The organism is Halomonas sp. FeN2, from assembly GCF_020595105.1.
GTDB lineage: Bacteria > Pseudomonadota > Gammaproteobacteria > Pseudomonadales > Halomonadaceae > Vreelandella > Vreelandella neptunia.
The window spans coordinates 4,515,980-4,539,107 of record NZ_CP074200.1 but is presented as its reverse complement, the minus strand read 5'-3'; the positions used below and the strand labels follow the sequence as shown (position 1 = coordinate 4,539,107).

General features: G+C 52.4%; 20 protein-coding genes and 1 pseudogene. 4 read left to right on the top strand and 17 right to left on the bottom strand.

What is annotated here, in order from left to right; genetic code table 11:
- The first annotated feature begins 10 nt into the window (after window positions 1–10).
- Window positions 11–775 carry an alpha/beta hydrolase gene (locus KF947_RS20855; protein ID WP_133730594.1) on the top strand — a complete coding sequence of 255 codons (765 nt, stop codon included), beginning with the start codon at window positions 11–13 and terminating at the stop codon, window positions 773–775.
- On the opposite strand, the gene KF947_RS20850 is transcribed toward KF947_RS20855, so the two are convergent.
- The 16 genes and pseudogenes from KF947_RS20850 to KF947_RS20770 form a co-directional block, all read right to left on the bottom strand.
- Entirely contained in the window at window positions 770–1,918 is a 1,149-nt protein-coding gene (locus KF947_RS20850; protein ID WP_227404991.1) for a GGDEF domain-containing protein, read from the bottom strand. The two genes, KF947_RS20855 and KF947_RS20850, sit on opposite strands and share 6 nt — an antisense overlap.
- Before the next feature lie 193 nt (window positions 1,919–2,111).
- Window positions 2,112–2,543, bottom strand: a pseudogene (locus KF947_RS20845) (VOC family protein); the annotation flags it as partial.
- A gap of 110 nt (window positions 2,544–2,653) precedes the next feature.
- The gene (locus tag KF947_RS20840; RefSeq protein ID WP_035578737.1) at window positions 2,654–2,893 is read right to left on the bottom strand and encodes a hypothetical protein; all 240 of its coding nucleotides are present in this window, start codon (window positions 2,891–2,893) and stop codon (window positions 2,654–2,656) included.
- A gap of 69 nt (window positions 2,894–2,962) precedes the next feature.
- Window positions 2,963–4,264: a S8 family serine peptidase gene (locus tag KF947_RS20835; RefSeq protein WP_227404990.1), complete on the bottom strand. Its 1,302-nt coding sequence runs from the start codon at window positions 4,262–4,264 to the stop codon at window positions 2,963–2,965.
- Between the two features lie 198 nt (window positions 4,265–4,462).
- Entirely contained in the window at window positions 4,463–5,254 is a 792-nt protein-coding gene (gene map / locus KF947_RS20830; RefSeq protein WP_227404989.1) for a type I methionyl aminopeptidase, read from the bottom strand.
- Window positions 5,247–5,453: a ParD-like family protein gene (locus KF947_RS20825; RefSeq protein WP_088701665.1), complete on the bottom strand. Its 207-nt coding sequence runs from the start codon at window positions 5,451–5,453 to the stop codon at window positions 5,247–5,249. The genes map and KF947_RS20825 overlap by 8 nt, the downstream gene beginning before the upstream one ends.
- 147 nt (window positions 5,454–5,600) lie before the next feature.
- Entirely contained in the window at window positions 5,601–6,002 is a 402-nt protein-coding gene (locus KF947_RS20820; protein ID WP_227406330.1) for a DUF2784 domain-containing protein, read from the bottom strand.
- A 9-nt stretch (window positions 6,003–6,011) separates the two neighbouring features.
- A complete protein-coding gene (locus KF947_RS20815; protein WP_227404988.1) occupies window positions 6,012–7,238 on the bottom strand; it encodes a GGDEF domain-containing protein in 1,227 nt (408 codons plus the stop codon).
- A gap of 66 nt (window positions 7,239–7,304) precedes the next feature.
- Window positions 7,305–8,102, bottom strand: coding sequence for a M48 family metallopeptidase (locus tag KF947_RS20810; RefSeq protein ID WP_133730586.1), 798 nt, complete (start codon window positions 8,100–8,102; stop codon window positions 7,305–7,307).
- Between the two features lie 275 nt (window positions 8,103–8,377).
- Entirely contained in the window at window positions 8,378–9,178 is an 801-nt protein-coding gene (locus KF947_RS20805; protein ID WP_227404987.1) for a hypothetical protein, read from the bottom strand.
- A 296-nt stretch (window positions 9,179–9,474) separates the two neighbouring features.
- Window positions 9,475–11,166: a methyl-accepting chemotaxis protein gene (locus KF947_RS22195; RefSeq protein WP_287018697.1), complete on the bottom strand. Its 1,692-nt coding sequence runs from the start codon at window positions 11,164–11,166 to the stop codon at window positions 9,475–9,477.
- Window positions 11,167–11,556: 390 nt separating this feature from the next.
- The gene (locus KF947_RS20790; protein WP_227404986.1) at window positions 11,557–12,051 is read right to left on the bottom strand and encodes an arsinothricin resistance N-acetyltransferase ArsN1 family B; all 495 of its coding nucleotides are present in this window, start codon (window positions 12,049–12,051) and stop codon (window positions 11,557–11,559) included.
- 97 nt (window positions 12,052–12,148) lie between these two features.
- A complete protein-coding gene (locus KF947_RS20785; protein ID WP_227404985.1) occupies window positions 12,149–12,736 on the bottom strand; it encodes an O-methyltransferase in 588 nt (195 codons plus the stop codon).
- A gap of 53 nt (window positions 12,737–12,789) precedes the next feature.
- Entirely contained in the window at window positions 12,790–13,416 is a 627-nt protein-coding gene (locus KF947_RS20780; protein ID WP_133730581.1) for a LysE family translocator, read from the bottom strand.
- A 318-nt stretch (window positions 13,417–13,734) separates the two neighbouring features.
- Window positions 13,735–14,487, bottom strand: a complete 753-nt coding sequence (locus KF947_RS20775) for a Crp/Fnr family transcriptional regulator (RefSeq protein ID WP_133730576.1) — start codon at window positions 14,485–14,487, stop codon at window positions 13,735–13,737.
- A gap of 314 nt (window positions 14,488–14,801) precedes the next feature.
- On the bottom strand, window positions 14,802–15,680 hold the full coding sequence (locus tag KF947_RS20770; protein ID WP_227404984.1) for an MBL fold metallo-hydrolase: 879 nt from the start codon (window positions 15,678–15,680) through the stop codon (window positions 14,802–14,804).
- 167 nt (window positions 15,681–15,847) lie between these two features.
- Here KF947_RS20770 and KF947_RS20765 point away from each other — a divergent pair, with 167 nt between their 5' ends.
- From KF947_RS20765 to KF947_RS20755, 3 genes are all read left to right on the top strand, one after another.
- Window positions 15,848–16,795: a GlxA family transcriptional regulator gene (locus KF947_RS20765; protein WP_227406329.1), complete on the top strand. Its 948-nt coding sequence runs from the start codon at window positions 15,848–15,850 to the stop codon at window positions 16,793–16,795.
- 76 nt (window positions 16,796–16,871) lie between these two features.
- Window positions 16,872–17,627 (top strand): phosphatase PAP2 family protein, encoded by a 756-nt coding sequence (locus tag KF947_RS20760; RefSeq protein ID WP_227404983.1) that lies wholly within the window; start codon window positions 16,872–16,874, stop codon window positions 17,625–17,627.
- Window positions 17,628–18,827: 1,200 nt separating this feature from the next.
- Window positions 18,828–19,373 (top strand): invasion associated locus B family protein, encoded by a 546-nt coding sequence (locus KF947_RS20755; protein WP_227404982.1) that lies wholly within the window; start codon window positions 18,828–18,830, stop codon window positions 19,371–19,373.
- 210 nt (window positions 19,374–19,583) lie between these two features.
- Here KF947_RS20755 and KF947_RS20750 read toward each other — a convergent pair whose 3' ends face one another.
- Window positions 19,584–22,514, bottom strand: a complete 2,931-nt coding sequence (locus KF947_RS20750) for a hypothetical protein (protein ID WP_227404981.1) — start codon at window positions 22,512–22,514, stop codon at window positions 19,584–19,586.
- Window positions 22,515–23,128 lie beyond the last annotated feature (614 nt).

Here is a 23,128-nt window from a genome sequence, read left to right as displayed (position 1 = left end):
GAGGTACGTGATGACTGAAACACCCCTGAATCTCGCCTACTCGCCGAGCTATTTCGCTCGGGATTATGAAGCCACTTTAAGGCGCCAGGCAGCTTTAGGTATCGACCTGGTGGCACGCCACCAGCCGATTACCCTGCGCTACGGTGAAGATCCGGCGGCCCGCCTCAACCTGTTTGTTCCGGAAAATACCGCGGGCCCCTGGCCATTGATGCTATTTATTCACGGCGGTTACTGGCAGGCGCTTGATAACACCGCGACGGACTTTCTGGCTGAACGCTACCTGGCCCGAGGCATGGCATTCGCCTCACTGGGTTACGGCTTAGCACCGGAAACGTCCATTAACACCATGGTGAAGCAGTGCATTGAGGGGGTTGCGGCGGCATGCAACGCCCTCGCGGATAACGGTGGCGTCTGGTCGATTGTATTAGGCGGCCATAGCGCCGGTGCCCAGCTGGCTTACTGGGTAGCCGCCAGTGGTGATATACCCATTGATAAATTGATACTGGTGAGCGGCGTTTATGACCTAACCCCATTGGTGGATACCTACGTTAACGAAGCGCTGGAGCTCACCCCAACCCAAGCGCTTGCGTTAAGCCCTATATTTGCCGATTCGAGCAAACTACCCTCATGCCAAGTAGTGATCGCCGAAAATGATCCGCCCGCTTTTCGCCAACAAACACACGATTTCGTTGCAGCTTTAAAGACTAGCCATATCCAAGTCGAGCTCGTGGATATAGCTAACTGCGATCACTTTGATGTGTTAGATGCGTTATGAGTTTGAAGCAATTGCAGAAAACACCGTGCCCGATCTCTCGCCTGCCAGTACCGCACGGTTGCGGCCTTCTTGCTTAGCACGGTAAAGCGCCTTGTCGGCGCGGCTGATCACTTCGTCAATGCTCTCGGTCTGGCGGTGAAGCGCAACACCCAGGCTCAATGTAACCGCCAAGTTGCCTGCCGAGGTGGCAAAAGTCGGCTCAGCAACTGCTCGACGCACCTTTTCGGCGACGGCCATAGCGCTCTCAACGGTGGCGCTTGGAATCAGTAGCAAAAACTCCTCTCCACCCCAGCGGGCAACCCGATCACCACCGCGAAGCGTAGTGGTGAACCGAGTAGCAAGAATGGTGAGCACTTCATCACCCACTTCGTGGCCATACTGGTCATTAACTGCCTTGAAGCGATCCAAGTCGGCCATCAACACAGCAAAGCACTGTTCGCCGCGTTTAGCGCGGCTCCACTCTGACTGCAAGTGTGTATGCATCGAGCGCCGGTTGGGCAAGCCGGTCAGCGCATCGGTCAACGCACTATGCTCAAGTTGCTGGCTGGCAATAAAGGTGCGCTGGTGTTCCTGGTAAAGCATCGTAGCAATGACGACACCTATGCCCATCGCAGCGGGAATGAAGATCAAATGAATGGGGTTATCTGGAAAGGGGCTACCTGAAAACACAATAAAAGAGATTACTGCCATAAACGGCAAGCCGTATATCAAAACCAGATCTCTAACACCGTAGACGGTCGCTGTAGCCACAGCAATGATGGCCAAGGTGAGCCCTTGAGTGATGTAGAGAAGATGTCCACCCTGCTCCGAATAGTGCAATACGAACATGGCAGCCATCATTCCCACTATTGAAAGATTCAACGTCAGCAATAGCGGATAAGCCCATAAGCCTGGGTCTTTCTTACGATGGAGCAGCAAAAAAGTAATCGCCAGCATAGCGGCGGGCAGGCGAAGGAGAATATGTTTCCATACCGACTCCCCGTTAGAGTAGCCGACCAGCGTCGCATCCAAAATAGTGAAAACGGGTAACAACACCAACACCACGCCAGACAACAAGTAGCCAAGTCGGCGCGACCGCGAGTATTGATTAAGTAGAAAATCGGCCCACCATTCGGTGGGTATTGGCGCATGCTTTCTCATCATTACCTGTTTCCGGAACTGGATAGCTTTACACCACCCGCCACCTACCGGGAAACACCGGTTAGATCAGGATCTTCTGACGTGGCTAATGGGCAATTACATATTGTAACATATTGAGTTTCAATGCTCATCATGCCCAGGTTAAGCCGGTTTTCGAAATATTCTTACTTTAAACGAAGAGTCAACCAATCTTATCTCAACCGTGAAGCGCCGCCTCAATGTCCGCGATGTTGATTTTTCTCATCTGCATCATTGCGTCGAATGCTCGCTTTGCGACGGCAGGGTCAGGGTTGGTAACGGCGTTAATCAGCACAGCAGGCGTTATCTGCCACGATATTCCCCATTTATCCTTGCACCAGCCACAGGCGCTTTCCTCGCCACCATTGCTAACAATGGCATTCCAATAGCGATCCGTTTCGGCTTGGTCATGCGTTGAAACCTGAAAAGAGAACGACTCATTGTGCGTAACCCCAGGCCCGCCGTTGAGCCCAAGGCACGGAATGCCCATCACGGTAAACTCGACGGTCAATACATCCCCCTGCTTACCCGATGGAAAGTCTCCCGGTGCGTGATGAACCGCACTGACAAACGAATCAGGAAAGGTATCAGCGTAAAAGCGCGCTGCTTCTTTTGCACCACCATCCTACCAAAGGCAAACAGTGTTCTTTGCGGGGGTTGCCATATCACATCTCCACTAAAACCATAGCATCATCAAGCCCAGTGAAATATTTACCAAGCTTACCAAGTCTCCTCAGAGCCCGGTGGCCCCATATCGATCTGCATGTCAGGCGCTATATCCACTACGCCTTTGATCTTTTTCAGCCGTTCCGCCGTGGCATCGTCAGCCGAGCCGGTAATACAGCCGATCTCCTCCAGCACCTCCTGGATGGTTAACCCTTCAGCGCTGAGGCGCGTGGCCATCTCATTTATCGGTTGATCGCTGGAAATAGTGATCAACCATAGCGCTACCGTTGGCATCTGGCATATCTCCATAGTAAGAGCACTGGGCGGCCAGAAAGGAGCGCCTGCCCAGCGCGTCGTCTAACATTAGGGCGCCTGCACCAACCCTGCTCCCACGTCGGATTCAGGCAACGGCAGCTCTTGCACCGAAGCCACCAGCTGCTCCCATAGTTTCCTTCCCCGCAATGAGGCATCCGACTGCGCCCACAGTGCCGCGCAGCCTGCCACATGTGGCGCCGCCATGCTGGTGCCACTGATCGTCTTATGGCGAGTGGGCCGGGGCCACGAGGAGAAGATATCGCGCCCAGGCGCGGCAATCTCGATCTTGCCATGATTGGAAAAGCTGGAGGGCTGCAGGTTCGTATCGAGAGATGCCACCGATATTACGGTAGGCGAGTTAGCAGGCGCCCCTGTATTAGTTGCTGAATTACCCGCCGCAGCGATAACGAGGCACCCATTACGCAGTGCCGCTTCACCAGCATGGGTGTAAGCAGCCTGTACAGGGCTCTGGCTGCCAAGCGACATCGAGATCACCTCACAGCGGTTGGCGATGGCCCAGTTCAGACCAGCGAGCACGCCCGCCCCGGTACTGCTGCCCGAGTTGGTCAGTACCTTGCCGACGAAGACCTGCGCTTCATACGCGACCCCGTAACGGGGCGTGTTGCCGCCGGGTGATTGGGGGCCACAGGCCGTGCCGATACAGTGTGTTCCGTGCCCGTTGATATCCTGAACCGGCTCCCCGACGAATGAGCGGGTTACGAGCTCCCTTCCCTCAAAATCCGGGTGACCTAGATCCATCCCGGTATCCAGCACGGCAACTTTTATACCCGCACCGCTCCAGCTACTTTGCGGCACCTTACAGCGGTTTAGCCCCCAAGTTGGCCGAAGGGCGTCCTCTTCAAGGTTCTCTTCGCCCTCATCCAGCTCAACGCCCAGATCACGGGCGATGGTGCTGGCTGCCCGCAAAAAACCCCGTAGATATTCAGAATTTTCAGAAAAGGCGAAATACTCTGGCTCAATAAATTCGATGGGACTATCCGCAGTGACCTTACCCAGCGCACTCATGCCATGCTGCTGTAGGGCATCGCCGCCTACCAGTGCCACTCCAAGCTCCGGAAATACCATTGCCTCAGCATCTCCGGCATCTTCCAGGCTAACGGCTTGATCGGTGAAATCCCGCGCATCAGCGACCCGAAATTTTTGGGCCTTTAGCGCTCTGATCCCCTCTTCAACTCTTCCTTCACGGTAACTGATCAGGAAACGCCCAGTTTCAAGGCAGCTACCGCCCCGCTCTAAGGCTGCCAATAACAGTTGTTCGATTCCGCATGAAACAGTGGAGAGTGGCTCACCCTCTGGCGTGTTTCCGTTACCTGTCGGTTTTTTCGCCATCGTAGACATCCTTTTCGTTTAGCTGTTAAGCGATATGATGAGGTGCCTTACATAGACTCCATGTGATTGAAAACATGACTGTCTATACAGCGCCTATCATTTCAGCTTAACGCACCTGAGATGCTTCGCCAGATGAATTTCAGACTACGGTTCTTAAACAAATAAAGCGCTTAAACTAAGAAGGAGGGAGTACGATTGTTATTCGTTAATATCAGTTGGGGTACGCTCTTCATCACGCAGCGTTAATACTTCGAAACCGGAGGATGTGACGGCAATCGTATGCTCCCACTGAGCAGACAGTTTCTTGTCACTGGTCACTACTGTCCAGCCGTCCCGCTTGGTTTTTATTTTGGCCCTGCCCTGATTAATCATGGGCTCGATGGTAAAAACCATCCCTTCTTTTAAAACCAAGCCCCTGCCTTTCTTTCCGTAATGCAAAACCTGGGGCTCTTCATGCATTTCTCGGCCTATTCCATGGCCGCAATACTCACGTACAACAGAGTAGCCGTACTTTTCGGCATATTGCTGAATTGCGTAGCCTACATCACCCAACGTGGCACCGGGCTTAACCGCTTGTATCCCTTGCCATAGAGCCTCGTAGGTTTTATCCACCAACCGTTTGGCATAGGGAGTCACATCGCCGATTAGATACATCTTGCTGGAGTCAGCAATAAAGCCGTCTTTCTCCAGGGTAATATCGACATTGACGATATCGCCTATTTTGAGTATTTGCTTGTCGGATGGAATGCCATGGCACACCACGTGGTTGACTGAGGCATTCAATACGTACTGGTAATCGTATTGCCCCTTACTGGCCGGGCGAGCCTGCAATTGATCGACGATATAACGCTCGGCCCAATCGTTAATAGCCATGGTGGATACGCCGGGCGCTATCCGTTGGTCGAGATGACTGAACACCAATCCGAGTAGCCGTCCGGCTTCCCGCATCAAACGCAACTCCTCCTCGCTTTTTAGCGTCAGCTCACTCACCGACCACCTTCCTTACTTCAACGTCGGCTTGCTTCATTTGCTCACGCATGATGTCAGAGAAGGTCATGCCTGGATTGGCCTCGGCAAGCATGCCCACCTTTATCCAGTACTCAGCCTGGGCATTGATAGAACGCACCATCACAGAACTGGCTTTGCGGATGTCTTCATGCAACTGATCATTGATTTTTACGATACCCATCACATCACCAATATATGAAACGAATACATACCATATACGAATCATATATAAACTGTGGTTGGGCTACAAGCCTGCACTCCAGTCGCATAGAGCCCCAGGCCAAGCAAAGTGCCTACTCAAATAACGTTCTGAGAAGATAGAAAGTAATCAGCTAGCACGCTTATACGGCTTCACCACAAACCAACTGGCCAACACCAAGCCACCGAATAGTGTGTACACCACCACAAACACCCACTCAGGCAAGGTATAATAGAGCAGGCTATGCAGCCAGTACTGAATAAATGAGCCCGAATAGGTAGCGGCGCCCGCCTCTGCTCTCAGCGCCATTTCCCAGTTAGTTAATGGACAAACCACCCCGAGCCAAGCCTGAACCACCACATAGCCAATGGCGCAAAGATGTACGATGCGCAAGGTTTTATTGCGAACCCACCGCCAGTTGAAGAAATAGCCTGCGTAAATTGTGACCAGACCTAACACCACGAAGGCCACAAACAACACGTGGAGAATTAGAAGGGTGTCGGCGAGCATTAGCAGCAGTGATGGGGGCAGAGGAAAGCGCTACTTGTTGCCAACGGGTGAATCTGGTGTTTCGACGACATCGCTGCAGACGACGACTTGGTTCCTCCCCCCACGCTTGCCAACATAAAGCATCTCATCCGCTCGTTTAATCAAAGACTCCAGATCGGCTTTCTCTGAATCGGTAGCCGCCACGCCAACGGTGACGCTTGGGCGCAGCTTGCCCATCTCTTCTGTTAATGAAAGCTCAGCTACCTTCTTTTTCAAACGCTCTGCGACCAGTTGCGCATCGCCCGAGCTGGTGTCCGGGAGGGCGACGACAAACTCTTCACCACCAAAACGTCCTATCACATCCGTTGGGCGCAGCGACTCTGCACAGACTTCGGCAATTTTGGTTAGCACCCAATCCCCGTGGCTATGCCCCCAGGTGTCGTTAATGTGTTTGAAGTGATCCACATCGATCATAAACAGGCTAAATGGCACCTTGTGGGACTGCGAGTGCTGCAACAGATCCTTAGCCAGTTTTATAAAATGGCCGCGATTATTCAGGCTGGTTAGCGCGTCCTGCTCAGCGACTACCCTCAGCTGTTCTTCCAGTGATTTTCGGTGCGCGATCTCTTTGTGTAATTGGTGGTTATTCTCTCGCTCTTCTTGAAGCAGTGCATATTGCTTACGCTGCAGGCATTCCAAGCGCAGCAGGGCGAAAAAACCTACAACGCTTCCCATAATCAGCAACAGTGCGACCAGTAGCGTCGCTATCGGGGCAAGACTTGCGAACAGCACCGCAGCCACTAAAAAACCAATATTCAAATAGAGGCTGGCCGCTGTCACGACTGTTAACGGATTGGGAATCAGAAGATAAAACGCCATGGTAGCCACCACCACCGCGGTGATTTGAGTGGGGAGGCTTTCGGGTCGTAGGGGGACAATCAATATAATGCCCGTGGCAAATACCCACAGTGGTAAGGCGTGCAACCAAGCACGATAATCATTGCCACCCCAGCGCCGTACAACGAGTGCCACCAACAGGCAAATGCTCACCACCACTATTCGCATGGTAAGCAGCAGATAGAACTCCCTGGTAAGGCCCAGCAGGTAGTAATCCGCAATCGCGAACATGCCAAAGACACATGCCGCAACGCTCACAGCAAAGCTAAATTCAAGCCGCACGCTTTCCTGGATAGAGCGGCGATACATCAACTCACGGCTGGTATCGCAAAACTGCCCGGTTAACCTATGCACCTGATACTGTTGTTTCTGTAATGGCACAGCCCCACACTCCCGACGCCACGTGGCAATTTTTCTTATTTTATCAATACCGCGATACCACTCACCTCAACATTCAGCAGGCGTAACCGCACGATAGCTGGCCGTGGCTTTTTCCAGCCCTTGTTGTAGTGCCCGAATGCGCGATTCATGGGCAGGATGCGTAGAAAGAAATTCAGGGGGCTGACCACCACCGCTAGCAGCCATGTTGCGCCACAGGGCCACGCTCTGCTGCGGGTCAAACCCCGCGCGGGCCATAATTTCCAAGCCCATCAAATCGGCTTCCTCCTCATGGGTGCGGCTGAAAGGCAGGCTAATACCCAACTGGGCACCAATACCCAAGGCCTGCATCAATTGCTGGTTGCCAAATTCCTCTTCCCCTAATAACCCCACCACCAATAACACGGCTTTAATGCCAAGCTGCTGGGTAAGCCGCTCATTGCCATGATCCGCCAACACATGCCCCACCTCGTGCCCAATCACCGCCGCTAGCTGGGCTGGCGTCTCAGCCACTCGCAGTAGCCCGCTGTGCACCCCGATGCGTCCCCCCGGCAGAGCAAACGCATTGGGGGAAGCATCCTCAAATACCACCACTTCCCAGCGTTCAGGGAAAGCAAGCCCTGGGTAGCTCGCCTCAGCGCCAGCCACCACTTTTTCGGCCACGCACTGCACCAATTGATTAGCCTGCGTATCGCGATTGATCGGCTGGCTATTGCGTAGCTGATTAAAAGCGTCTTCCCCCATGTCAGCCATTAACGCGTTCGGTACTAACGCCAATTGGGAGCGCCCAGTGGGCGTTTCCCCGCAGCCAGCCAAAGAGGCCATCAGCCCCAAGAGAAAAACAGGTAATAGAAATCGCCGATGCATCGGATGGTGTCGCCTGGATTAAGAAACGTGCAGTAGAGTGTAAAGTGCTTCGCAGGCGTGGCGCTCGTCGCGTTCATCAACGCTACCCAGCCCAAGGTACCGGTCGTAATCGTAGGCCACAAATAGGCGGACATAATCCAACTCGGTATGAAGCTCTAGCGAACCTACCACTCCTTGGCGGAGCAGTAGATATCGTCTAGAACCTCCCCGTTAAAGTAACGGGGAGACACGTCTAGAGTTCTTCGCTGCGAGGTATTATTGGTTAAGGCTGTAAATCACTCAGGCGTTTGCGCTTCGTCGCGCATCACTTCGAGGGAAGTGATTTCAACGGTGAGTGCATCACGCGTTGTTTCTAACTCACTTACCTGCTCACCGACCGCTGAAAGTTGGTTATTGGCCTCTTCTATCTGAGTATTTAGCGCTTCAAGGTCAGCTTCAACCTGACTGCGGGCATCTTCTGCCTCTTGACGAGCCTGTTGCGCGGTATCGCTGGCGGCTTCGGCTTCTTCAATCTCTGTGTTGAGCGCTTCAAGATCTGCTTCAGCCTCGCTGCGAGCGTCTTCGGCGTCTTGACGAGACTGTTGAGCGGCATCGCGGGCGGCTTCAGCTTCTTCTTTCTCTTTTTCTACCTCGGCGTAGATCTCATTCAGCTCTTCAAGGCTGCTCTTCCGGTCTTCGAGCTGCTCATTGAGAGTCTCCACTTCTTCTTCGCGGGTTTCACGCTCGCCCCGTAAAGCGGTCAAATCTTCTTCAGCATTGGCGATATCTGCGCGCGTTGAAGCAAGGGCGGCTTCAGCTTCGGCTTGCTCAACCTCAAGGCCGCTCATTCTCTGCTGCAGTGTTGCCAAGTCCAGCTCCGCGGCTTCAACTTCAGACATCTCCGCCTGAATCTGCTGATGCTCTCGCTCAGTTGCAGCCAGCTGCGCTTCGAGCGCTTCCATACTGTCTTCCCGCGACCCAGCAATGGTATGCGCCACAATAGCCCAGACCACCGCGATAATCGCGATGACCAAGAGCACCTTTACCCGGTTATCGCTCAACAATGCTGTCGTTGATGGTTTATTAGTCCCTGTCATTGGTGCAATCCTCTCGCTTAGCGGCTATCGCTAATATGGTAGCTAACGTTTGCAAGTCAGCAAGGTATCATCTGTCCCGATGTTAATATGGAGGAAAGTTACTCGTTGAGCTAGCAGCTGTCATTCATAAAAAATTTGATCTTAAAACACGTGTGTTTGTATTAAACGCTACTTCACGATGATCACCATGGATCCACTCTTCTAGGTGTCCCGTTTTTTATAAGGCGAAACCCGGTCACAGCGACCGGGTTCACATCACGGTAGAACAATGACTAAAGCCTGAAATAAGCGTTTAATCAGAACTCCTCCCATTCATCTTCTGCTACGCTGGATCTAGCAACCCTTCCACTTGCAGGCCGAACCTGTTTTATAGAGGCAACAGCCTTTGGCACAGAATTACCAATTGGAAGAGCACTTCGACGCTCCCCCTCAGCCAATTTGAAGGTTGCCACAGCTAATTCTAGTTGGGCGGCCTGCTCTTCGAGTGAAGCAGCAGCTGTAGCAGCTTCTTGTACGAGGGCTGCGTTCTGCTGGGTTACCTCATCCATCTGCGAGACCGCTTGATTGACCTGTTCGATACCGTCACTTTGCTCCGAGGAAGCAGCGGAGATTTCATCCATAATATCGGCAACACGCTTCACGGAAGCCATTATCTCTTCCATTGTTCGGCCAGCCCCTTCCACAAGATTAGAGCCCTGCTGAACCTGGCCCGCTGATGTTTCAATTAATGCTCTAATCTCCTTGGCTGCATCGGCGCTACGGCTCGCAAGATTGCGCACTTCTGTCGCCACAACGGCAAAGCCTCGACCCTGCTCCCCAGCACGGGCAGCCTCAACAGATGCATTAAGTGCCAGAATATTAGTCTGAAAGGCAATCGAATCGATCACACCGATGATGTCGCTAATCTTTTTAGAGCTTTCCGCTATACCGTGCATTGTCGCAACCACTTGACCTACGGCTTCCCCACCACGTGCTGCCGTTGTAGACGCGTCACTCGCTAGAGTGCTGCCCTGCCGCGCATTATCTGAGTTTTGCTTCACGGTTGCCGTGAGCTGTTCCATGCTGGCAGCTGTCTCTTGTAGTGAAGCGGCCTGTTGCTCTGTACGCGATGAGAGATCAGCATTGCCTCCGGAAATTTCTCTCGAACCAATATGGATGGAACCACTGCTATCCCGCACGGATGAGACAGTTTTTGAAAGACCTGTCTGCATATATTTCATAGCCGCGAACAGCTGGCCAATTTCGTTCCGTCCCCGATCTGCGATTTTATGCGACAAGTCACCTTGGGCAATGCGCTCAAAATGATGGACGGCTTCCTCAATAGGACGAATGACAACTCGCATCATGCCCATTCGAACGAAAGCGACACAAAGGAAAACCAGAATCAGTGCAGCCAATCCTACATAACCAGATGTTGTCATGGTCGATTGGTAATCGGCCATCAAATTTTGACCACGTGTGCTGGCATAGTCGTTGAAGGCTACATTCGCCTGAATATAGGCTAGGTTCAACTGGTCACCTTCACGTTTGGCTGTACGAAAGGCACTTTCATTATTATTCAGTAGGGCCTCGTATTGTGGTTCTAAACCACGGGACACAAGTTGAGTAAAGGCGGTTTCTATCGCATCTGCAAAGGGTTTTCCTTGCTCAGACTTTGGTGCCGATGCAAATGCTTCAAACTGCTGCTGAGCCCTTTGCAGCATTTGTCCTGCTTTTTCTAGATGGGCTTCTGCCAACGCCTGCTCCCCTTCGTTCAATGCGTCGAGGTGATTTAGGAAAAACAGCTGGGTATCAGCGATATTTACTTGGGCACGGTTAAGCGCGTTCAGTTGCTGAACATTAATACGATTAAGTTCATCTATCGAACTTGCTCCAAGACTACTGGATTGGTAGCCCAACGCCGCGACAAGAAGGATCAAAGCTGTAAACAAGCCCAAAACAGCCGTTAAGCTTGCCTTAACAGTTAGGTTTTTCAATAGGTTATTCATCTTTTTCTCTTGTATACAGGATCAGTCGATAATGAATGAATCCAGCCGTAGGGAAGGTCTCACCCTATAACAAGCAAGCAAAGTGCGTATTATGAGGAAGTGTCCTAAACTATCGGCAGCAGTAACCCATCTTTTAGGTCGTTAAAAAATATAATTTTAAACTCTTGATCCAGGTCAGTTTATTAATTGACCCTGCTGAGAGTGACGATGGCTCTGGTTTAGCAACAATCAAAGACTTAACAAATCAATAGCGTGCTAAATAAATATCTCCCGCCATCAAACATTAAGCTAAAAGGTTGATATTAATAATAAACAAAGTTTTAGAAATGAGAAAAAATATAGTTATTTTGTCTAAACTATTATTCGATGCTGGTTATTCGTGGTGAGTGATCATTCGTTATCCAAACTTAACTGCCAGTAGCCAACGTCGTGCCACTGATCGAACTTAAACCCTACCTTTTCAAAATGGGCCACTTTTTTCATGCCCATTTTTTCATGCAGTGCAACGCTGGCAAGGTTGGGAAGCGTTATGCCGCCCATCACCGCATGAATCCCGCCCTCTTTGAGCGTGGAAAAGAGTGTTTCGTACAGTTTTGCACCCAAGCCCCTACCGTGAGACTGGTTGGAAAGGTAGACGCTGACTTCGACTGAAAAGCGATAGGCGCTTCTCTCTTTCCATTTGGTAGCGTAGGCATAGCCCACCACAGCACACTCTTCCACTGCTACCAACCAAGGCAAACCTGCCCCCTGAACGTTTTCAATCCGACCTTGGATGTCTGAACCCAATACTGGCTTTTCTTCAAATGAAATAGCGGTATTTTCGATGTAGTGGTTATAAATGTGCGCTATGGCTTCCGAATCACCCTTTACGGCATCTCTGATCATCATCTATTCCATTGATATTCTGACTGTTTAGGTCACTGATTAAAAAATCGCCTTCCGCTTTCTGGGTCAGCTAGGGCGTCTTTACGCTAAGCAGGCGTTACATGAGCCGCGTTGCCAGAAACTCGCCATTGCCAACAGGTACGGTGCACGTGGTGAAACCGGGATCTGCCGATACCAGCGCCATAAAATCAGCCATTTCATCTGCATGAGAAGTGGCGTTATCCACCACAAGCAGTCCGCCCTTGCGTAAAACTCGCTGGATATTCGGCCACCACTGCACGTAATCAGAGCGCTTTGAGTCTAAAAAGAGCAGGTCGAAACAGGCATCGTCCAGCCTCTCAAGAAAACCACCCGCCTCCCCTCGATGCTGAGTGATGACATCAGAGAGGCCTGAGCGCTCAAAATTTCTCAAGGCCATCTCCAGCTTGAATTCGGAGAGCTCAACGGTGGTAACGTGCCCACCAATCCTCTGCACTGCCTGAGCCAGCCATAAGGTGGAGTACCCATTGGAAGTGCCAATTTCCAGCACTCGTTGGGCATTGGTTGCTTGAACTAATACCGATAGGAACTCCCCCGTATCGCGGGTGATATTGAGCATTCGTCTTGGGCGCTCAGAAATGGCAGCATCGTTTTGTTGGCCAAATTGCTCAAGTTCCGTTAGCAATTCTTGAAGGGTTTCACTCACAGTTGTCTCCCGCTAGGCACAGCATTTTCATCATCAAATTTCCTGGCCTTTGCTTACGCAGGCCGCTTGGCAAGCAGCGCCCAGACACCCGCTGAAGAGAGTAACGCTCCGCCAACCAAGTTGAAGCGACGCTGGGCACGACGCGATGCCAGCATCTTGCGCACCGACGTTGCGAATACGGCATAGAGAGTGGCATTCAGCGTTGCCAACACCACGAACGTGATCGCAAGTATCCATAGCTGCTGCCCCGCATCAGCATTAGGGTTGACGAACTGCGGCAAAAAGGCGACGAAGAAGATAATGCCTTTCGGGTTAAGCGCAGAAACGAGATAGGTATTGGTGAAGAGCTTCCAGCGCGAACCCGATACCGCCGGTGTTACTGGCTGCACCGACGATATACCGGCTCGCAACAGCTTGATGCCCATATAGAGCAAGTATAAACCGCCGATCCACTTGATCACGGTGAACCAGAATGCCGAGGTGGCTAACACCGCTCCCAAGCCAAGCAGTGAAAAGAGCAGCGCCGTTGAGTCACCCAATGCTACCGCAGCGACAAGCGGAATATTGGCGCGCCTGCCTTGTGCAATGGAGTAGCTAACCACGGTCAAAATCGTTGGCCCAGGGATAGCGAGCAACGCCACCGACGCAAGAGCAAAGGCGAACCAGATTTCAATAGACATGAAAAGCTACCTCACAGGTTGTTAATGCTAAGTTAGCATAAGCTCAACAATGATTGGAGTGCTCTGCTAGAAGCTAAGCGGCTCTGTCTATCACGCTTGCACAAGCCCAGCTGAACAGCGATCCAGCGCCCCGGTGCCAGAGTAGTGGCCCAGCGTGCGCCCTGGCACACATTGCGACTTGGACAACGCCTTACCGAAACCTGGGTGGAATGGGTCGATGATGTGATGGAGGAAGATTAACTTTTGGTGAAACCAGCTTCTCTTGGAAGCTGGGGGCTTGGTGGGGGCTGTGATCAGCCAATAGAGGCTGCCAGCGCTTTACGGGCTTGCTTTTAAAAGTTCAGAAAACGAGGGAGGTAGGAACTCATCGATATAGCTATCATTGAATTCGACAAATCGCGCCAACGCTTCGGGGTCGGGCAGCTTCACGTGTTGGCGGTTGCGGATCACCAGCCCTTCCTCACGCAGCATCGAGAAAGTCCGGCTCACGTGTACCGGGCTCATCCCCAGCGCGTCGCTAATCAACTCCTGAGTGAGCGGCATGAGAAAGCTATTGTCCTCAACGGCATTGATCCGTTTCAGTCGCAGATAGATTTCGTAGAGAAAGTGCGCCAGCTGCTCGTGGGCTGAGTACTTGCCGAGGTAGATCAGCCGCTCGGAGAGTTGCGCCTGCTGACGCATCGCAGTCGCCATGATACCGACGGCTAGGTTTGAACGCCCAAAAAGTTCAAAAAGCTGCTGATAGGAGAACGGATAGATCACACCTTCATTAATCATCGCCGCACTTGCCAGGCGTCGAGTGAAGCCAAAATCGCGAATGCCGATGATATCACCAGGAAGGTAGAACTTGAGGATCTGCTTTGAGCCATTTTTCAAGTTGCGATAAGAGTATGCCCACCCTTCCTTAACCACGCAGAACAGATCAGCATCCGCGCTCTCAAGCCATAGCACCTCGCCTGCAGGCATGGATCGAGGGCTAATCTCAAGGCCCAGTAATAGCGCTTTGTCTTCAGGCGACAGAGCACCTTGGGTACTTAGGCCCCGCATCACCACTGTGTCGATGAGAGCCACTACGCTACCTCGCAGGCAAATGATTTATTAACAGCATTCTAAAACATATGCTTACATTTCTAACTTAACATATGTTATGAATAATCCGCATTATCAATCAGTTGCGTCAATCTTTACTGATTTCTGTCAAAAAGAACCGTGTTGGATCGCATTCGGCAAAAGGGATCTCTGGATCTGCAGACTCATGCTGCATATAAACGACGATCTCGTTTGCCGATAGAGCATACTCAATGACTTTGGCTGCATTCGTTACTGCCTTTTCGATACCTACTACTAGCGGCAGCGGGCCGTCACAAAAGAAGCGGCCCTAGGAATTAAAAGGAGATGACTTCGCCATCGGAAGGAATCAATACGTGATCTTGAATTCCATCTTCCCGCACGTAATCGGCGAGCTCATCACGGCTTAACGTTATATGATTCACAGCATCCATATGCACCGCGATGATAGTGGCATCTGGGGCCGCCCGATGAGCTCGCAGCGTGTCTTCCTTACCCATAATAATGGGGTCACCTTCAAAGCCGGTGACCTCGGCAGCACCTGTATTCAACACGATCACCTGCGGATTATATTGCTCCAGGGCCCGCTCGACCTCGTCACGCCATACGCTATCGCCGACCACATAGGTAGTATTTTCTCCTGGCACTTCAAAGACCACGCCCATGACGTCACCTAGCAATTGCGCCAATTCAGGAACCGCATAGAGGGTATCGGAGCCATGCTGGCCGCCTGTCCTGTGAAGCTTCACTCCGCCGAACTCAGCGCTACCATCAAGGATGCGCACATCGCTGAAACCCTGTGAGCGAATCAGCTCGGCATCGGCGGCATTCTGAACAAACAGGGGGATATCCTTCGGTAGCAACGCTTGAGCGGCATCGTCCCAGTGATCAAGATGAGTGTGAGTGACGATGACGGCGTCAGTACCGTCGATCACCGCCTCTGCCGACATGGGTAATCCAACCAGGGGATTACGTAGCTCGCTACGGTAGGTACCCTCAAAGCCCGGATAAGCTCCCTGTTCGGCCAGCATAGGATCGATCAAAAAGGTGGTGTCGCCATAGGTGATCTTCACCGTAGCGTTACGAATTTGCTGCACCTGATGCGTTGCTTCTTGAGCGTTCGAAGCCGCAGAGGCGCTACCGGTAACAAGTGCAGTGGTAAGACCAAGGGAACTGGCTAAGGTTTTAAATAGCATCTACCTACTCCTTAAATACAGTGTTGGGTTGATAGCAAGCAGTGTAGAGGGCTTCAAATCACTAAAAAATTGGCCTGAAAGCCATAGATCGATACTTTTGGGCCAACATTTTTTGGGGCAGCATAGTAGTATTGAGCGAAGAAAACGTTAGGAGCCAAGCCTTGTCCGTGCCCCGTGTCGGAGTAATTCTCCACCCCCGCATCACTCCCTTCCATTTCTCGGTGCCTTATACGGTGTTCGGTATGGCCTTACCCGAGCACCCTTTGTTCGATCTTTCCATCGTAGCAATGCCGGGGGAACCGCCGGAAAGCGAGCAAGTAGTGACGGTAAGACCCGACGGCGGTCTGGAACTGCTGGATAGCGTGGATATTGCGGTGGTGCCTGGCTGGCATGACCTGAACGAAGCCCCGCCGCCCGAGTTGGTTGAAGCGCTCGTTCGCTGTCATGAACGGGGCGCCCATGTGGTGGGGCTCTGTTACGGCACCTATGCCCTAGCCTATGCCGGGCTGCTTGATGGCAGGCGGGCATCAACGCACTGGATTGCTGAGCAGGACTTCATTGCCCGCTTCCCCAAGGTCAAGCTGGACACCAATGCGCTCTACGTGGAGGAGGATCGGCTGGTGACCTCGGCGGGCACGGCCGCTGGCCTGGATTGCTGCTTGTTCCTGGTGCGCAAGTATTACGGCGCGCAGATCGCCAACAAGATTGCCCGCGTCATGGTGGTTCCACCGCATCGGGAAGGTGGGCAGGCGCAGTTCATTGAACAGCCGGTTGCCGTCTCCACCCAGGATGCCCATATCAATCGCCTGCTCGACTACCTGCGCGAACATCTGGCGTCATCGCACACTATCGACGAACTCGCCGCCCGAACGGCCATGAGTCGGCGAACCTTCACGCGCCATTTTCATAAGGCCACCGGCATGACGGTCGTGGAGTGGCTGGTAAACGAGCGCTTGCGACGCGGACGCGAGCTGTTGGAAACCACCTCCTTGTCGGTAGAAGCCATTGCGGAAAAGAGCGGCTTTCACACGGCGACTTCGTTTCGGCAACATTTCAGGCAGCGCCATCAGGTCAGCCCCCGGGACTGGCGCAAGACCTTCGGCGACAATGCCTGACTATCCTGCCAAACTGCTCGTGTCAAAACGTCAGAATTGGCGCTGCGTACCCCTTCTCAAAGCAAAGGAGTTGCAAATGAAGCACCATGAAAAACTTGGACAAGTTGGGCGCAAAAGCTTTTCCCTACTGGCTAGGCTCGGCCGCTACGAACTGGCGATGCTGCTATGCGTCGCGGTACTTTCCGGTGGGGTTTGGGGGTTCGTCGCGCTGGCCGAAGAAGTTATCGAGGGGGACACCCATAGCATCGATGAGAGCCTGCTGCTCGCCCTTCGCAACCCCGCAGATCTTAGCGACCCAATCGGGCCGGGCTGGGTTGAGGAAATGGGCCGGGACTTCACTGCTCTGGGCGGTGTCGGCGTGCTGGTACTCATCACATTGGGCGCCCTGGGCTACCTCTTACTTGCCAGACACTATCGCGCGGCCCTCTTCGCCTCAATCGCGGTGCCCGGTGGCATACTTCTCAGCACCGTGATGAAGCTGGGCTTTGACCGCCCTCGCCCCGATCTCGTGCCTCATGAAGCAATGGTCTACACCGCAAGCTTTCCCAGCGGCCACTCAATGATGTCTGCCGTGACCTACCTCACCCTGGCAGCGCTACTCATTCGCGTACAGCCCGCGCTGAGGCTAAAGGCTTACCTGCTGATATTGGCGATATTGTTGACCCTGCTGGTGGGCATAAGCCGCGTTTACCTTGGGGTTCATTGGCCGACCGATGTACTTGCCGGCTGGACGGCCGGGGCAAGCTGGGCAGCACTGTGTTGGATTGTGATGCGCTGGATGCAGCGGCATGGGCAGTTAGAGCCGGAAGAAAGCAGCTCCGGCACCGAATAACGTGGCTCAAGCAGCGCTGGGCAACACAGTGGATGTTGCCCAGCCACCTGGAAGAACGAATATTTAGCTTGAAGCGAAACAAGGTGCGGTCTGCCAGTCACCTTGCTACTTCTTGAAGATTCCATAAGGCCAGGGTGAGGCCAGCTTTTACGTTTTAGTAGGGTATTAACTATATACAATGCGCGTCGACACTTTATGCGCTAACATCAGCTCACGGAAGCTGGTTTCATACAGCTTAACGGGTCACTAATGGATTAATAGAGGCAAATAGCATGAGCAAAGGAAAAGACAGTAAAAAAGACACTAAAAAGAAACCCCTTCTAACAGCCAAAGAAAAGAAAGCTGCTAAATCATCAAAGAAAAGCGAAACCAACGTACTAGGTAACTAAGCCAACCTAACTAAGCACTACCGCCTCCTGCTAAGACTAATAGCAAAATGCAGTAGTGTTAGGCTTAGCTTATGATAGAACGAAACTTCCTTACCTTACATAATTTCAAATAGCCCCTTCACACTCTTGCCTTTCACTTTTAATTGACCACTACACAAACCAAGCCAATAAAAACTGCAAAGGTAAGCGAGCATATAAATATAGCCTGGGTATATCAGAATATTGCTCAGGGTATAGTGCCAGATTTATATCGGCAGGATATCTGACGGTGCTTTTTAGCTTAGGGAGACCCAGCAGCAGTTGCACCGCTACACGCCTGCCTAGCGCCCGGTGTAAGCCTTAATCGCCACTCCGGAGCTCACCTAGATAGCGAATGATTTCACACATAAAAATCTGGCTCTTCGTCATTCGGTATGGAATTATTTCTGACAGTCTGACAGTTAACCTGTGGGAGGTAGCTTTAGCTCGCGACCGTTTAGGCTGCCACCCTAACAATACCGGGGTACCTTCGGTACCCTTCGCCGAAGCGTCGGACCACCGCTGGAAGCGGCCTCCCACAACAGACAGTTGGCTTGGCGGTTTGTGTCTGAACCGTGAGAAATATGCCGGTTAATACTAAATCCACAGTAGATGACGAATAACCAAAAATCTACATTTACCTTAAACACTTAAGCGCTCAGGAAAACTGGGTGGAAAGGAAGATAAAACGCCCAACCACGCTCTCGTAAATCAAGGGCTCGACCTCAAGCGAACAAGCAGGCATGGTGAGTATTATTATCCACCATCAGCGAACCAACAGGAGGTTACGCCAATGCCGCACTCTCTTACTCAAAACCTGTCTCAAAACCTATGCAGGATGGGGCTATTATCGCTCTTGGCGTTATCCCCCAATGCCTTCAGCCAACAACAACCTGGGGCAGCCTCCGGTAATGATATCACCACTGAGTCGTTCCAGGACTGGGAAGTCCGTTGCCAGAGTAATGCCGAGGGCCCGAGCCCTTGTGCGATGTCGCAATTGATCACTCAACCTGACAGCGACCAGCCCTTGATGCAGGTAATTCTCGACTACCCGCCCCAGATCGATGCTCCGGTGATGAGCTTCTTCGTGCCACTGGGGGTACGTCTGGCCCCGGGCTTGCAATTCAGTGTGGATAACGGTGAGCCAGTCCAATTCCCCTATCAGGTCTGCCAGGAGCAAGGGTGCCGTGCTGACGTGCCCATTGAGTCGTCGATGTTGCAGCAACTCCGCAGTGGCAATACGGCAACCCTCAGCATGATTAGTCCACGCGGTGAACGCATGGACATAGATATTTCTCTGATCGGCTTTACCGCTGCCAGTACCCGCATCGCTCCCTGATCTTAGGGGCCTTGCACGACAAAGCCGGCTTAAAAGGGTCGGCAAGCCTACTCAGCCGTTGCCAGCAGGCATATGTTTACGCCTGTTGCCTCGGGGCCATGCAAAACTGCGCTCTAGCACTTAGCATTTTAGCCACATGGAGCGACGCGCCGAGGAAATCGATAAGTGCTCAATAAAGCCGCGTAATGGATAGAGCATCAGCCTCATGAATCAAGGTGTTCCGATTGCTCTGCAATGGTCAAGCAGCGGCGCAAGTGTCGTGTTGACGCGTCCCCCGTCGACTCCAGCATCCAGATGATAATTCCCATTTGGCATTGGCACTGCGCTGATGAAATTGGATGTCGGTCGAAGTCCTGCAAAGGTGCTTTCGTCGACGGCCATCCGCCCACGGAACCGTGCGAAGGTAAATCCCTCATCGCCATTGATCTGGCTCTCCAGGCGAACGGGAAGCGTCCACTCCCCATCCATTCCGTAGGCGCTATAGGTCATTACATAGGTCGCATCCGGATCGAGATCGTTGGGCTGTGTGCTGGACAAAAACTGACTGACGTCGAGCTCTCCGTTTTCGGCGCAGGTCATCATCAATCGCACAATGCGGCCTGGAACTCGTTCGCCGGGCTTTAAGCCGAAATAGCTGGAGTCGAAAACAACAGCCGGCATGTCGTCGATAAGGAGGAGATTCAACTCTCCCGGCGACCTGTCGGCGTTATCCGGCATGTCGTGAAGAAGCGACAGCCTGGGATCGATCCCTTTGGCAGCCTCCTCTATCAGCATCACGGTTGCATCGGCATCGGCGTAGACGTATGCACTCTCTCCCGTGCCAACGGATTGATCACTGGAGCTGAAAAGCCGTTCGTTTTCTGGGCTGACCCAGGCGGGGCCCCCACCACTATTGAAGGCGATCATATTGGCTTCGAGATGCTTTCGCATCTCGGAAGCGCATGAAAGCTCCTCAATTGCGCCATCGACAAGGTCACGTGAGTAGATGCCGGGCGTGATATCCTCGGCTTGATCTACGATATGATAAAAGGCAGCTGGAACCGTTACTTGCTCGTTGTAGCGTCCGATTTCCCGGGACATGATTTCGGTGCCATAGCCGTTGCGTGTCGTCTCGGTTTCGATATAGGTGCGTGAGATGGGGATCAATCGATCTCCGCAGGAGCCCAGAACCTGAACCCGACGGATGATGTAGGACGTGATTAAGGCATTCATCGGGCTGAAGTTGTCGCTGGTTCTGAAGCCCCATTCGTAGAAATCTGCGACCGGGTTGAAGCCCGACGGCCCCATCGCCCGAATTTGCCTTACCGCTTCGTCGGCCGACTTGCGATGCTCTCGGCGTGCAGCGCCGAAGTCTCCGCGGGCGATGTATGACAGCATCCTGCCGCCATAATCGCTCCCCAGAGGAAACAACCCGGCATCAGAGCTGCTAACAACTCTCGACCTTTGCATGCTGTCCGGATCGTAGGGTGCGTCGAGCATCACATTCATACTTCGCGCGCCGGTGACGCCCTGGAAATAGATCGAAACGGTGGTTTCACCCTCACTGATCGTCATCTGGGGAAGATGCTCAGACAATGCAGCGCGAAGCGCTCCAGCCAGTTCAGAGCGGCATCCTTCGCGCGCAAGGATCTCGGCGAAGGCGGCCTCGTTCTCCTCATCGGTCTGAGTACGGATCGCGTAAACCTCAGGAACGGCAGCGTTCGGATCCCTGCTCCCGAAATCCTTTATTGGATCCTCCTCATACTCTGCAATAACAACCGGCACCAACGACGAAGCGGCAAGATAGAACTCCTCGAATTCCGAAGGAGAGAGCCTAATTTTCTCCTCCTCGCGAAGAGCAAGGCGGTCACTTTCGCGCGTGAAAGTATATTCCTCCCAATCATCCGTCATCTCTGCATGACAGGTTGCGTCGTATGCCCGGTGAAATGCGATATAGATACCAATCTTGTTGGCAGCCGAATTGCCGGTCGATTTGTCACCTTCAATTATCCGCGTAAAGTAGCGCCTCTGGCTACGAGGCAGATAGCCTAGCTCCGGCCCCGCCTCTGCTACCACCAAGACAGCGTCTTCTGAATCAACCGAGGCAGGCGCCTCAGTGGCAGCCACCTGTCCAGGAAACTGCGTCGCCATCACCTCAAGCGCCAAGCCGAGCGTCTCTGGACAAGCGTTGACGGGCGGCCCGATGACAAGTAAGGGATGCAACCCTGACTCCGGCACCTGAAATGCACGCAGTGCTTCAGGCCCGATTGCCGCGGGAACAGCGCCAGACCAGAATGCAAGGTTAATGCTCCGCGAAGATGTGAGGTAATCCCGGTCGTCAGCCGGAGCGGCAGAATATTGATCATATATACATCGAAGCACCGGGGGAGCCTCCGCGATCGCCGCCATCACAGGATCAGTGAAGAGCCTCGCGTACCGACTTTCTTCATAGAGAACGTTTTGCCAAGCCTGGTTTAATGCCCCACCCTGCGGTGCATCAGAGGGGTCGAGAAGCGTGGCGACCGGTTTAAAAAAATTCCTTAAGAAGACAGCAGGATTCGTCAGCGACACTTCTTGTACGAACGAGTTTTTGGCGTCATAAACGAAGTTGTAAAACCGGTAGTCACTAATGATCGACCTCTTGCCAGAGGGCGGCTCTTCGAGCGCCGGAAAACTCAGAGGGACACGGCCTACAAGCTGAGGAACCTCGGTGAGCGCTCCGTGAGCATTGATGAGATGATAGCCTCGGGTTGCCAAGTAATCTAATGCACGCTCCCGGCTGTGTGAATTTCCGGCTGCGGCACTAATGTAATGTGCGTCATCCCGCGAAAGCTCTCCTGGCGGCAGACCGAACATGTTCTGCACACACGCTATAGAATCGTCTGCATCGTGCAAGTCGCCGTCTATCTTCGGCACAGCACACCCTAACAGCGTCAGACCATATTCCAGGTAAATCCGGTTTTGTAGGGCCGCTTGATAATGGAAACTGGCGGGTGTGCCGTTTTCATTCAAACATGTCAGTTTACTTTCTTCGCCCTGCACCTCCACACTGCAAGTAAAAGCTGTCTCTTGTGACAAGGCGGGAAATCCCAAGAGAGCACCCGTCATCATAAATGCAATGGTTGCGCCTAATCGCAAATAATTTATTGAGACATTATTCACTGCACCACTCCTCACGCCAATTTATTAGAAAACAGTCATTTAGAGATCTTAATTTTTTAGATCATCGCATCTCAGCATGAAGCTACTTATGGGAGGGCGCAGTTCAGCAATCTGACTCTGCCGCGAGTATAACGGTGCGTTGCAAAAGCTATTTCTAGTCTTCTAGTCGCAAATATATTGATAAGGTTCGTTTATTTAAATGCTGAGTCAATATGAAAAACCTCATCAATTAAAGCTGAGATTTATAATTCAGCACCGACATCACCTCCAGATCGAAGCGCTATACTTTAGAACCTGATCTTATGGGTAAGGAGATTGAACATGAAAAAGCGTTTGAGTGAAGAACAGATTATTGGCTTCCTGGGCGAAGCCGAGAATGTATACTAGAAAAGCTGCTCACCGAATCACTACTAGAAATAGAGGTCACTCACCAGGCCAATTAGAAAAAACGGGGGTAGTGGTCATGCGTTTCGCTAACAAGCGCCCCCTGATAGCAAAGGCTCTGAGTGATCGCATTGCTGCCTTGGCACATCGGTGTCGTCGCAATGGTGCTGGCATAATCTAACTGAAACTGCATAATGCGCACTGCTACGCAGCCAACGTGCAATCGTAGG

Coding starts and splice junctions, on each gene's coding strand:
- KF947_RS20855 (WP_133730594.1), top strand. CDS start 11: ATGACTGAAACACCCCTGAATCTCGCCTACTCGCCGAGCTATTTCGCT.
- KF947_RS20850 (WP_227404991.1), bottom strand. CDS start 1,918: ATGATGAGAAAGCATGCGCCAATACCCACCGAATGGTGGGCCGATTTT.
- KF947_RS20840 (WP_035578737.1), bottom strand. CDS start 2,893: ATGCCAACGGTAGCGCTATGGTTGATCACTATTTCCAGCGATCAACCG.
- KF947_RS20835 (WP_227404990.1), bottom strand. CDS start 4,264: ATGGCGAAAAAACCGACAGGTAACGGAAACACGCCAGAGGGTGAGCCA.
- KF947_RS20825 (WP_088701665.1), bottom strand. CDS start 5,453: ATGGGTATCGTAAAAATCAATGATCAGTTGCATGAAGACATCCGCAAA.
- KF947_RS20810 (WP_133730586.1), bottom strand. CDS start 8,102: ATGCATCGGCGATTTCTATTACCTGTTTTTCTCTTGGGGCTGATGGCC.
- KF947_RS20805 (WP_227404987.1), bottom strand. CDS start 9,178: ATGACAGGGACTAATAAACCATCAACGACAGCATTGTTGAGCGATAAC.
- KF947_RS22195 (WP_287018697.1), bottom strand. CDS start 11,166: ATGAATAACCTATTGAAAAACCTAACTGTTAAGGCAAGCTTAACGGCT.
- KF947_RS20790 (WP_227404986.1), bottom strand. CDS start 12,051: ATGATCAGAGATGCCGTAAAGGGTGATTCGGAAGCCATAGCGCACATT.
- KF947_RS20780 (WP_133730581.1), bottom strand. CDS start 13,416: ATGTCTATTGAAATCTGGTTCGCCTTTGCTCTTGCGTCGGTGGCGTTG.
- KF947_RS20770 (WP_227404984.1), bottom strand. CDS start 15,680: ATGCTATTTAAAACCTTAGCCAGTTCCCTTGGTCTTACCACTGCACTT.
- KF947_RS20760 (WP_227404983.1), top strand. CDS start 16,872: ATGAAGCACCATGAAAAACTTGGACAAGTTGGGCGCAAAAGCTTTTCC.
- KF947_RS20755 (WP_227404982.1), top strand. CDS start 18,828: ATGCCGCACTCTCTTACTCAAAACCTGTCTCAAAACCTATGCAGGATG.